The sequence below is a fragment of the Actinospica durhamensis genome (assembly GCF_018139695.1).
GTDB lineage: Bacteria > Actinomycetota > Actinomycetes > Streptomycetales > Catenulisporaceae > Actinospica > Actinospica durhamensis.
Genome location: NZ_JAGSOG010000260.1, coordinates 1 through 12,120, shown reverse-complemented (window position 1 = coordinate 12,120; position 12,120 = coordinate 1). Strand labels below are relative to the sequence as shown.

Genomic DNA, 12,120 nt, shown 5'->3' with positions numbered 1-12,120 from the left:
CCCTTCCCCGCACACCCACCCATCAGGAGGTTGTCATGAGCAAGGACATCGAGCCCACCGAGTCGTCCGAGGCCGAGGAGGCCGCCGAGTCGGTCCTGCCGCTGCAGGACACCGAGGCCGAGGAGACCGACGTGCAGGCCCACGGCAGCACCGTCAGCCTCGCCGCCTGCGCCAGCCAGGAATAATCCACGCGCCGGCGGCCTCGGCCTCCGCACCGCATCGCGCCCCGCGTGGCGCCGCTCCCGGGCCCGGCCGAGATCCACGGCCGGGCCCGGCGCGCTTCCCAGCCCCGACGGCACGGCATCAGGAGAGCAGGCCATGAACATACCGATGGAGTACCTCGCCGCGGACCGGGAGTACTACGCGCCGTTGGAGACCGCGCGCGGCGGCGAACCCTACCGGCCCGCCGCGGTGCCGGCCGGCTGGACCTCGACCGTGCAGAGCGTGTGGACGAGCTGGTACCGGCCCGGGGAGGTGGTGGTGGAGGCCGGCTGGAAGGTGCACGTCTCGGCCCGCCTCGAGCGCGCAGGGCAGGTGCTGGACGTCGTCGCGCAGACCTGCTTCGAGCAGGACGTCATCTTCAAGCACCTGAGCAACTCGAAGTTCTACCAGTGGATGCACCACAAGTACGCGGCCCGGCCGCAGAGCGGGAAGTTCATCGCGGCCTACCCGCCGGACGAGGCCGCCGCCAGGACCCTGATGGAACTGCTGCGGGAGCGGCTGCCCGGCGAGGCGGGCCCCTACATCCTGACCGACCGCAGGTTCCCGGGCACCGGCAACGTCTTCTACCGGTACGGCTCCTTCGCCCCGAGGTTCCGCGAGGAGCCCGACGGCACGCGTACGCCAACGGTCCGGCTGCCCGACGGACGGGTGGTGCCGGACCCGCGCGGCAACGGGTTCCGGCTGCCCGAGGGCCTGTCCGATCCCTTCCTGGTGCGGCACGCGCCGGAACAGGCAACTGCCACGGCGGCGAAAGCCGCGCCCGCGAAGCCCGCACAGGCCAGGATCGGCGCCTACCTGGTCGAGTCCTCGGTCCGCTTCACCAACGCCGGCGGCACGTACCGCTGCCGGGAGGAGTCCACCGGCCGGGCGGTGTTCATCAAGGAGGCGCGCCCGCACGTGCGCTCGCTCGAGGACGAGGGCACCGCGCCCGAGCAGCTCGAGCGCGAGTGGCGGGTGCTGACCGCGCTGCATGCCGCGGCCCCCGGCCTCGCCCCCGAGCCGATCGCGCGCTTCCGGGTCTGGGAGCACGAGTACATCGCCGTCGAGCACATCGAGGGCGTCGCTCTCTCGCACTGGCTGTCCGTCAACACGCCGCTGCTGCGGCCCGGCTGGCCGCGTGCGGACTTCGCCCGCTACTACGAACGCTGCGAAGCCGTGCTGACCCAGCTCGAGGCGCAGATCGAGCGGCTGCACGCGGCCGGGTACCTGTTCGTCGACGTCAGTCCGGGCAACATCCTGGTGGACGAGGACGACGGGGTGCGGCTGGTGGACTTCGGCCTCGCGCACCGCCTCGGCGATCCCTTCCTCAAGGGCGGCACGCCCGGGTTCACCCCGCCGGACCGCTTCGTCGGCGAGGACCTGGCCGTGTACGACGACTACGGCCTGTCCGCCCTGGCCCAGTTCCTGCTCGGCCCGCTCAACGCCGTCGCGCAGTTCAACCCGGACGTGCTCGCCCATGCGCACGCGGATCTGGTCGAGCTCGCCCCCGTGCCCGAGGCGCTCTCGCGCCGGGTGACCCGCTATCTCAAGCCGGGCGACGGTCCGGTGGCCGTCGGCGCCAGGCCGATCCCGACGCCGCAGGAGGTCGCCGCCGATCCGCTGGGCCGGCTCGCCGAGCTGCGCGACCGCGTCGCCGACGCGCTGCTGGCCTCGGCCGATCCGGACAACCCGGACCGCGTCTTCCCGACCATCCCGGCGGGGTTGCAGACCAACACCCTCTGCCTCGGGTACGGCACCGCGGGCGTCGTGCACGCGCTGCGCCGGGCCGGGCGGGCGTTGCCGGAGGGGCTGGTCGAGCGGCTGCGCCGGGACTGCGCGGACATGCGCGCCAGTCTGCCGCCCGGACTGTACGTCGGCTCCGCGGGCATCGCCTGGACCTTGGCCGACTGCGGCCTGCTGGACGAGGCGCGCGACCTGCTGGCCGCGGCCGACGCCAGCACGCTGATTCAGTACAATGCGACGCTCTACGCCGGATCGGCCGGGCTGCTGCTGGCCCATCTCGGCCTCTACGGCCACACCCTGGACGAGCGGCACGTGGAGCGCGCCTGCGCCCTCGCCGACGCGCTGCCCGGGGACGAGCCGGGCAGGGAATCAGGCCTCGTATCACTGATCGGCAAGCACAATGCCACCGGCCTGATGCACGGACGCACCGGGGTGGCGCTGGCCCTGCAGCAGCTGGCGGGCGTCACCGGCGAGCAGCGTTATCTGCGCCGCGCGCTCGACCTGCTGCACGCCGAACTCGACCGCGCGCACGAGCCCGACGCGCCCGGACTGCTGTTCCCGATGTCGGAGAAGGACGGCAGGATCCTGCCGTACCTGTTCAGCGGCACCGCCGGGCTGGTCCTCGCGGCCACCCGCTGCCTGCGGCTGGCCGAGGACGAGCGGCTGACCGAGGCCATGCCGCGGCTGCTGCTGCCGCTGCGCCAGCCCTACACGATCATGCCGGGACTGTTCCAGGGCATGTCAGGGCTCGTTTTCGCGCTGAACGAGCACGCCGCGCTCACCGGGGACGGCGAGAGCCGGGCGGCCGCGCTGCGCGGGGCGCGTGCGCTGTTCAAGCAGGCGATCCCGCACGCGAGCGGCGTGCGCTTCCTGGGCGACCAGCTGCTGCGCTTCAGCAGTGAGCTGTGGAGCGGCTCGGCCGGCGTGCTGCTCACCCTGGCCCAGGTCCTCGACCCGTCCGGCGACGCGCTGTTCACCGTCGACGCGCTGGTCCAGGCCCGGTGGAACCCGCGCCCCGCGCCCGAGACCGCGCACGCGCACGCGCACGAGCCCGCGCCCCTCGTCCCGGCACTCAAGAACTGAGGTCTGCGATGCGCCTGCCGATCCCCCTGTTGCGCGGTGCCGAGCACCGCGACCTCGACCTGTACTGGTGGGGCCAGACCACTTCGGCCTTCGGGTCCGTGTTCACCGCGATCGCGCTGCCGGTGGCCGCGGTGCTGCGCTTCCACGCCTCCCCCGGCGAGGTCGGTCTGCTCAGCGCCGCCTCGGTGCTGCCCTCGCTGCTGTTCGCGCTGCCGGCCGGGGAACTGGCCGACCGCATCGCCCGGCCCCGGCGCACCCTGATCCTGCTCGACACCGTCTCGGCGCTCGTGGTCGCCGGCGTCGCGCTGGGCATGGCCGCGCACGTCGCGGCGCTCGGCTGGCTGATCGCGCTGTGCGCCGCGCAGGGCTGTGTCTCGATCCTGATCGGGGTGATCTACTTCATCCACCTGCGCCAGCTGGCCGGCCCGGGCCAGGTCGGCCCGGCCAGGGCCCGGCTGCAGGCAGGCGCGTACGGCGCCGGGTTCGTCGGGCGGCTGCTGGCCGGCCCGGTCATCGTGGCCTTCGGCGTGGCGACGGCGATGTGCGTGGACGCGACCAGCTACCTGCTCAGCGCCGCCGCGCTGCTGTCGATGAAGCACGTGGTCCCGGTCGAGGTGGAGCGCGGCAAGTCGCTGCTGGCGACGGTGCGGGGCCTGGGCGCGGGCGTGCGGATGTTCGTCTCCAGCCCGTTCCACCGCGCGCTGCTCGGCTTCATCCTGATCCCGGCCACGGCCGGCGCCGGGATCTCCGCGCTGACCGCGCCGTTCCTGCTCGACGTGGTGCACATCCCGACCAGCGTGTACGGCCTCGCGTTCGTGCTGTCCGGAGTCATGGGCCTGATCGGCTCCTCGGTCGCGGTCAAGGTGCTCTCCCCGCGGCGCGACCCGCGGCGGGTGACCATCCTGTGCTTCTCCGCGACACTGGCCTGCCAGCTGCTGCTGCCGCTGGCCGGCGGCCCGACCGCGCTCGCGCTGGCCTGCGCGGCCCTGGGCCTCGGCCTGCCGATCTTCTTCGGCGCGCTGGCCAACGTGGGTCTGAGCCCGATCATCGTGAACGACGCGGACGAACAGACCGTCGGGCGCACCGTCGCCGCGCTCCAGGTCTTCAGCGCCGGCGCCGCCCTGCTCGGCGCCCTGCTCGGCGGCGGGCTCGGCGACTGGCTCGGCCCGCGCGCCGCGCTGTGGACGATCGCGGGCGGGGGCGAGGTGTGGGTGCTGCTCATGCTGCTGCCGGCGCTGCGGGCCGCCCGCCGCGAGGCGCACGGCGAGCAGGCCGAGACAGCTGCCGAGCCCTCGGTGGAGCAGGCCACGCAGGAGCCCGCGCACGCCGAGTGAGGGCCGTCAGCGCGCGTATCCCTCCCGGACGAACACCCGGATCAGCGGCAGCAGGCGGTAGAGCGGCTCGGCGGTCTGGGCGAACACGTCGTCCTCCTCCTCGCTCAGCTCACTCAGGGCACTGAGGGAGAACGGGCCGCCGCTGCCGCCGAAGCCGCTGCCGCTGCCGCCGCCGAATCGGCCGAGGCCGTCCAGTTCCGACAGGTCGTCCGGGACGGCCGTGGCCGGGCCGAGGTCCGGCATCGGCAGTGCCTCCACCAGGTGCGCCTCGATCAGCCGCTCGATCGCCGACTCGGCCTGCGGGAGCGCGGTACCGAGCAGGGCCGCGGCCTCTCCCCCGGTGAAGCAGACCCCTGGCGCGCCGGCCAGGCTGGCGAGCACGGCCTGGTCGCCGGGCGAGAGGTCCTGGTGCGCCAGGGCGAGCGCGGGCCGGATCCGCAGGTCTCCGGCGGTCAGCTCCTCGAGCAGGCGCCCGTCGTCGGCCAGCCGCTCGGCGAAGCGGGCCAGCGGCAGGTGGCGAAGTCCGGCCAGTTTCGCCCCGGCGATCCGTACCGCCAGCGGCAGGCCGCCGCAGGCCGCCGCGATCCGCCGGGCGCTGTCCGGGTCCGCGGCCAGCCGGGCCGGGCCGATCAGCCGGCCCAGCAGCTCCACCGCCTCCGGCTCGCGCAGCGGGCCGAGTGCGTGCTGCGTCGCGCCCTCCAGACCGGTCAGCCGTCTGCGGCTGGTGATCAGCGCCGCGCTGTCGCCGATCGCCCACAGCACATGGCGGACCTGGACCTCGGTGACGGCGTCGTCCAGGACGAACAGCATCCTGCGTTGCGCGGTGCGTTCCCGCAGCGCCCCGGCGCGGTCGTCGAGCCCGCGCGGCGCCTCGGCGTCGGGCACCAGGGCGTGCAACAGGTCGCCGAGCACCTCGGAGATCGACAGGGCCGTGCCGTCCGGGCCGCGCAGCCGAGCCATCACCCGGGCATGCGGGTACTGATCCGCCAGCCGGTGGGCGCAGTGCACGGCCAGCGCCGACTTGCCCACTCCGGCCGGGCCGCTGAGCACGGCGACGCGGTTGCCGCCGCCGTCGCCGAGCACCTCGAGCAGCGCGGCCGTGGCCGAGCGCCGGCCGGTGAAGTCGGTCAGTTCGCGCGGCAGCCGCACCCGGGCGCGTTCGGCCGGAGCCTGCGGCTCCTCCCGAACCAGGGCCGCCCGCTCGCGCGGGGGTTCGAGCGCGGCGGGTTGCTCGGCGGCGGCGGCCTCGCCCGCGATCAGCGACGCGTAGAGCCGCGCGAGCACCGGACTCGGCGCCAGCCCGAGCTCGCGGGCCAGCAGCTGGCGCATCGTCTCGTACTGCGCGAGAGCCTCGGCCCGGCGCCCGGAGCGGTAGAGCGCGAGCATCTGGGCACTGCGCAGCCGCTCGCGGAACGGGTGGCGCCGCGCGAGTTCGTTGAGGCCGTCGAGCAGCGCGGCGTGGTGGCCGAGCGCGAGTTCGGCCTCGGCCCAGCTCTCGTAGGCGTCGAGGTACTGCTCGCGCAGTCGCCGCGCCTGCGTCGCGATGATCGGCACGGTGGCCAGTTCGGGCAGCATCGGCCCGCGCCACAGCGAGACCGCGGTCCCCAGCGCCCGCGCCGCACCTGCCACGTCCCCGGCGCGCTCGGCCACCCGCCCGGCCTGCACGTGCTCCTGGAACTCGAGCGCGTCGAGCTGGCGGGGCCCGATCTCGATCACGTAGCCGGCGTGCCGATGCGTGAGCGTGATCTCCGAATCGGCGTCCCTGGCCGGGTCCTCGGGCCGGCCGCCGAGTCCCTTGCGCAGCATCGAGATCAGGACCTGGATGTTCTTGCCGGCCGTGCGCGGCGGGGCGTCCCCCCACAGCGCCTCGCTCAGCGCGTCCACGGAGACGACCTGGTTCGCCCGGCACAGCAGCGTGCCGAGCACCACGCGCTGCTTGTGCGGCCCCGCGGCCAACGGTCTGGCCGCCAGCGCGGCCGAGCGCACCTGCAGCGACCCGAGGATGCCGAGCCAGCACGCGGGTCCACCGCCGAACCCCTCCGTCGTCCCTGCGCCGGAACGGGCAACGGCCCCCGCCGCGTGCCCGGTCCCACGTCCTGCCCCCTGCCCCGACGCGTAGGTGTCGGGGTGGTTCACCGGCGTCCGGCCCGAACGAGTCCGAGCGGCACCGGCCCATGGCCGAGCGGTGTAGTTCTCATTGTGGGCTCCACAGACATCGGTGACAGAAGGCCGGCCTCACCCGACCGTCCATCGCTGGTTACCGCCGTCCACCGGCAAGTCTGTGCTCTACGTTCGCCGTAGAGCGCTTCACTGTCAACGGTGCCGTACGGACTTCTCCACCACTATCGAATCAGCACACTCCGATCAACGCGCCGTTGCGCACACGGCGCTCGAAGATTTCTCCGCCGCGCCTCCGCGCGCCCCTGGCCCCCTCTTGCGAAAGCGCGCACGCACCCCTCCCGACAAGCGCTTTCTTCGGGCTCCGGCTCGGTCGAGGATAGATTTCACCCAGATTTTGCACAGACGAACACGACCGTGCCCCGCAATACCCTCACTCCCCATATCGCCGATCCACCTGGTGCACGATCTTTGGCCGAGGTAGTTTGGGTCCGTATAAGGACACGAAAGCTGCCGTGCCAGGGAGGCTTGTGTGGCTATTGATGATCTGCCCACGCCGTTGGTGAACTTCCTGAACATCATCGGGATCGAGTGGCCTTATATCAACGAGGATTCACTGCATCAGTTCGCGACGCTGGTACGCGGCTTCGGGCAGGCGGTCGACCGGACGCACCAGGACGCGACCGGGGTGGTCTCCGCGATCGCGCAGGCGCATCAGGGGGCGTCGACGGCGCAGATGAAGTCGGGGTGGGCCGAGCTCTCCTCGCGACACGTCACGGAGATCGTGGACGCCGCCGGGATCGCGGCCGACGCGCTCGACGCGTGGGCGGTGTACGTGGTGGCGCAGAAGCTCGAGGCGATCGCGCAGATGGTGGAGCTCGCTGTGTCGTACTTCGCCGCGATCGCGGCGGCTCCGGAGACCCTCGGGGCGAGCCTGGCGGCGCTGCCGGGGCTCGAGGAGATCGGCGAGGCGATGGGCAACGCGCTGCTGCAGACCCTGCAGCAGTACGCGCTGGGCCAGGTGATGAACGCGGCGCTCAAGCCCTTCCTGGCGAAGTTCGAGTCGCTGATGTCAGGGCTCGACTGGTCGAGCACCGGCGCGGCCGGGGACGCGGGCGGGGGCTTCCAGCTGGACGAGGCGCAGGTGCGTGCGCAGATCTCGACGATGCGCACGCACGTGGAGACGATGAAGTCGCACGGCTCGACGCTCCGGGACGGGATCGCGGGGTTGAGCTTCTGATGGCCGGACGGTTCTCGGCGGAGCTGGCCGAGCAGGCGGGCGTGCAGATCGGGGAGGCCGGGGCGCGCGGCGCGGAGGCGATGAGCGAGAACCTGCTCGGGAAGGTGGCGGACACCGAGGAGCAGAACCTCGAGAACACCCTCGAGCAGGAGGCGCAGACCGCGCAGTCGGTCACACAGGTCGGCCAACAGCTCGACGGCACCGCGGATCAGACCGCGAGCACGATCGACACGTCGGCGGGCGGCGCGGCCGACTCTTCCGCCGGCAGCGCCGCGGACGCGTCCGCCGACACCTCCGCGAGCACACTGGCGAGCGACGAGGGCAGCCTCGGCGGCGAGAACCCGGTGGACGAGTCGACGCCGCCGGGCGGCCGTACTACGGGCTCTGATCCGATCGACCTGGCCACCGGCGAGATGGTCCTGGTCCAGCGCGACCTGGCGCTGCCCGGCCTGCTCAAGCTCGTCTTCGAACGCGTACACGTCTCGGGGTACCGGCACGGACGCTGGTTCGGCCGGTCGTGGGCGTCGACGCTGGACCAACGGGTCGAGGTGGACGGCCCGTGCGTCCGCTACGCCGGGCCGGACGGCGTGGTGCTGCACTACCCCGTGCCGTCGGACGAACTGCCCGACGTGCTGCCGGAAGAGGGCGCGCGCTGGCCGCTGGCCTGGGACCGCGCCGCCGACGAGATCCGGATCGAGCAGCCGGAGCTCGGGCGCACGCTGCACTTCCCGGCACCGGTGCGGGGCCGCCGCACCCGGCCGCTGGGCGCCGTGAGCGACCGCAACGGCAATCGCGCCGTCTTCTCCTACGACGCGGACGGCGTGCCGACGGACGTGCACCACCCCGGCGGCTATCACGTCGCGGTCGAGAGCGCGTGGACCCGGCACGGGTTCCGCATCCAGGGGCTGCACCTGACCGGCCACGGCCAGGACCCTGACGCGCGCATCGCGACCTTCGACTACGACGCGCTCGGCCGGCTCACCGACGTGACCGACGCCGCCGGGCGGCTCGTGCTGTTCGAGTACGACCGGGACGAGCGGATCACCCGGTGGACCGACCGCGGCCAGAGCTACCGCTACGTCTACGGGCAAGACGGCCGGGTCATCCACACCGAGGGCACCGACGGCTTCCTGAGCGCGGACTTCGCCTACGACCCGGCCGCGCGGACCACCACCATGACCGACGCGCTCGGCCACGCCACCGTCTATCACTGGAACGAGCGCCACCAGGTCGTGCAGAGCGTCGACGCGCTCGGCGGCGTGACGCGCACGGAGCAGGACCGCTACGGCCGGCTGCGCGAGCACGTCGACCCGCTGGGCCGGGTCACCCGCATCACCTGGGACGAGCGCGGCGATCCGGTGCGCATCGAGCACGCGGACGGCGCCGCGACCGTGCTCGAGTACAACGCGCTGCGGCGGCCGACCACGGTCACCGGCTCGGACGGCGGCGTCTGGCACTACGCCTACGACGAGCGCGGCAACCTGCTCTCCCAGCGGGATCCGAGCGGCGCGCAGAGCGCGTATCAGTACGGTGAGTTCGGGCAGGTGCTCGCGGTCACCGACGCGCTGGGGCGGGTCACCCGGTTCGAGACGGACCGGGCCGGACTGTCGGTGGCGGTGACCGATCCGCTCGGCGCGACGATCCGGGCGAGCCGGGACGGCCTCGGCCGCATCAGTACCGTGATCGACCCGCTCGGCGCGACGACCGGGATCGAGTGGACGGTGGCGGGCCGGCCGCTGCGGCGGCTGGCCGCGGACGGCACCTTGGAGGAATGGGTCTACGACGAGGCCGGGCAGCTGACCGAGCACCGCGGCCCGGCCGGCGCGACGACCCTGCTGGAATACGGCCCGTTCGGCCGGGTGACGGCGCGCACCGACCCCTCCGGCGCGCGCTACGAGTTCGGCTACGACGCGGAACTTCGCCTGAGCTCGGTGACGAACGGCCGGGGCGCGGCGTGGCGGTACGCGTACGACGCGCGCGGGGCGCTGGTGCGCGAGACCGACTTCAACGACCGGGTCACCCGCTACCGGCACGACGCGGCCGGACAGCTGATCGAGCGGACGAACGGCGCCGGGCAGAGCACCACCCTGGTCCGCGACGTGGCCGGCCGGGTCCTCGAGCGGCGCACCACGGACGCGGTGTATCGGTTCACGTACGACGGGGCCGGGCGGATCGACACGGCGACCGGTCCGGAGGGCGCCGTCTCCTACGTCCGCGACGCGCTCGGCCGCGTGCTGCGCGAGACCGCGCACGGCCGCTCGGTCAGCTACGCGTACGACGCGGTCGGGCGTCGCGTCGGCCGGGTGACGCCGGCCGGGGTGGCGTCGCAGTGGGCTTACGACGAGGCCGGGCGCCCGGCGGCGCTGGACACCGGCGCGGGCGCCCTCGCCTTCCAGCACGACCCGGCCGGCCGGGAGGTCAACCGCATCCTCGGCCCCGGCGCGGCGCTCTCACAGAGCTTTGATCCGGTCGGCCGGCTCAGCGGCCAGGCCATCTGGGCGTACGAGGCGCCCGCGCCCGGCCCGGACGGGCATCAGGACACTGCGCAGGTCGGCGAGTACCGCTCGGTTCAGCAGCGTTCGTACACGTATCGCGCGGACGGGGCGCTGCTCGAGATCGGCGACGCCCTGCGCGGAAGCCGGCAGTACGCCGTGGACGGGGCCGGCCGCGTGACCGGGGTCGATGCCGCGACCTGGACCGAGGCGTACGCGTACGACGCGATGGGGAACCTCGCCGCCGCGTCCTGGCCGGGCGACCACGCCGAGTCGGCGCCGGAAGCGCGTGAGATCACCGGCACGCTCACCCGCCGAGCCGGTCGCACGACGTACGAACACGATGCCCAGGGACGCGTCGTACGCGCCACCCGCCGCACCCTGTCCGGGCAGGCGCGGGTCTGGACGTACTCCTGGGACGCCGAGGACCGGCTGATCCGCGTCGTCAAGCCGGACGGAATCGTCTGGCGCTACACGTACGACGCGGTGGGGCGGCGTGTCGCCAAACAGCGGCTGGCGCAGGACGGCGGCGTGGCCGAGGAGACGCTGTTCAGCTGGGAGGGCACGCGGCTGGCCGAACAGACCAGCGTCGGGCCTGGCCGCGGTCCGGTCACCCTGGTCTGGGACTACGAGCCGGGCACGTACCGGCCGGTGGCGCAGACACGGCTGAGCCGGGCCGCCGACGCGCCGCAGGAGGAGATCGACCGGACCTTCCACGCCATCGTCACCGACCTGGTCGGCACGCCCACCGAACTGGTCTCCCCGCACGGCGAGATCGTCTGGCAGGCCACCACCAACCTGTGGGGCGGGCCGCTAGGCCCGGGCGGCTCGGGCGGAGACGCCGGGTCGGCGGAGACGACGGTCGAGTGCCCGCTGCGCTTTCCCGGGCAGTACCACGACGCCGAGACCGGGCTGAACTACAACTACTTCCGGTACTACGATCCGCGGGCCGGGCACTACCTGAGCGCGGACCCGCTCGGTCTGGTCCCGGCCCCGAACGACCACGCCTACGTGGCGAATCCGCTGCGCGCCGCCGACCCGCTCGGCCTCGACCCGCAGGACTCGTTCCAGGACAGCCCGTCCAACGACAACGTCACGACGGTCTATCGCTACGGCGACCGCACCAATCCGTACGAGTTGCAGCCCAAGCTCGCCTCGGCGCCGCCCGACGTGCAGGCGAAGGTCGCCTCGGACATGCAGGATCCGGCGTGGGCGGCGCAGCGGGCCGAGGACCACATGCAGGGCGACACCGTCAACACCCCGTTCATCTCGGTGGCAGGCGACTACCACGCCGCCGCCGCGACCACCGACCCATGGCTGCACGACATCACGCGTCAGGTCCCGGACATGGCCACGTTCCGGGTCCCGACGGACCGGCTTGTCATGCCGAACAACCCGCTGTCGATCTCGGAGACGGAGATGCTGTTCAATGGCAACGACCTCTCGAACTATCTGGTGAAGTGGGAAGCGAACCCGTACCGCGGCAAACCCTGACCGGAGCGTGCGCCATGACCGAGACCATCCCCGATGCCGCCGGCGGCATCGACCCCGAAGACGTCGTGCTGACCGTCGACCACCCCTTCGGCACGGTCGAGACCAGCCTGGCGAAGTGGATGGCCACCGGCCCCGGGCCGCGCCCGCTGGTGCGCCCGATCGCGGCCAGGTCCCGCTCGACCGGGCAGGTGCTGCCGCTGAGCGTCATCCCGCTGCCCTACCGCAACGACGAGGAGTCCCGGCGGCTGATCGCCCGGGGCGAGATCCCGTCTCCTTGGTGAGTCGCGCTAGAAGTCCGATGAAGATCTCTGTTCTGGCCCGGCCGCGCAGCGGTTGGGCCAGAATGCTGTCATGCAGGGTGAGTGGACGGGTGAACTGGCAGGTCCCGACGTGTGGGTCACGTGTCGGGAGCTGA

7 protein-coding genes are annotated in these 12,120 nt (G+C 73.1%); 6 read left to right on the top strand and 1 reads right to left on the bottom strand.

Annotated elements, in window-relative coordinates; all coding sequences use genetic code 11:
* From KDL01_RS32990 to KDL01_RS32980, 3 genes are all read left to right on the top strand, one after another.
* The coding region (locus tag KDL01_RS32990) for a hypothetical protein (protein ID WP_212532600.1) at positions 1–185 on the top strand (185 nt) is incomplete at its 5' end.
* A 133-nt stretch (positions 186–318) separates the two neighbouring features.
* Positions 319–3,027 (top strand): class III lanthionine synthetase LanKC, encoded by a 2,709-nt coding sequence (gene lanKC, locus KDL01_RS32985; RefSeq protein WP_212532599.1) that lies wholly within the window; start codon positions 319–321, stop codon positions 3,025–3,027.
* Positions 3,028–3,035: 8 nt separating this feature from the next.
* Positions 3,036–4,361 (top strand): MFS transporter, encoded by a 1,326-nt coding sequence (locus KDL01_RS32980; RefSeq protein ID WP_212532598.1) that lies wholly within the window; start codon positions 3,036–3,038, stop codon positions 4,359–4,361.
* Positions 4,362–4,367: 6 nt separating this feature from the next.
* Here KDL01_RS32980 and KDL01_RS32975 read toward each other — a convergent pair whose 3' ends face one another.
* Entirely contained in the window at positions 4,368–6,347 is a 1,980-nt protein-coding gene (locus tag KDL01_RS32975) for an AfsR/SARP family transcriptional regulator (RefSeq protein ID WP_212532597.1), read from the bottom strand.
* 664 nt (positions 6,348–7,011) lie between these two features.
* Between KDL01_RS32975 and KDL01_RS32970 the strand changes: the two genes are divergently transcribed.
* The 3 genes from KDL01_RS32970 to KDL01_RS32960 are packed head-to-tail and all read left to right on the top strand — an operon-like array spanning position 7,012 to position 11,986.
* A complete protein-coding gene (locus tag KDL01_RS32970; protein ID WP_212532596.1) occupies positions 7,012–7,719 on the top strand; it encodes a WXG100-like domain-containing protein in 708 nt (235 codons plus the stop codon).
* Positions 7,719–11,705, top strand: coding sequence for a DUF6531 domain-containing protein (locus KDL01_RS32965; protein ID WP_212532595.1), 3,987 nt, complete (start codon positions 7,719–7,721; stop codon positions 11,703–11,705). Before KDL01_RS32970 ends, KDL01_RS32965 begins: the two co-directional genes overlap by 1 nt.
* Positions 11,706–11,719: 14 nt before the next feature.
* Positions 11,720–11,986 (top strand): hypothetical protein, encoded by a 267-nt coding sequence (locus KDL01_RS32960; RefSeq protein WP_212532594.1) that lies wholly within the window; start codon positions 11,720–11,722, stop codon positions 11,984–11,986.
* Positions 11,987–12,120 lie beyond the last annotated feature (134 nt).

Bases quoted from the DNA above. Each gene is read 5' to 3' on its own strand.
- KDL01_RS32980 (WP_212532598.1), top strand. From the start codon at position 3,036: ATGCGCCTGCCGATCCCCCTGTTGCGCGGTGCCGAGCACCGCGACCTC.
- KDL01_RS32965 (WP_212532595.1), top strand. From the start codon at position 7,719: ATGGCCGGACGGTTCTCGGCGGAGCTGGCCGAGCAGGCGGGCGTGCAG.
- KDL01_RS32960 (WP_212532594.1), top strand. From the start codon at position 11,720: ATGACCGAGACCATCCCCGATGCCGCCGGCGGCATCGACCCCGAAGAC.
- lanKC (WP_212532599.1), top strand. From the start codon at position 319: ATGAACATACCGATGGAGTACCTCGCCGCGGACCGGGAGTACTACGCG.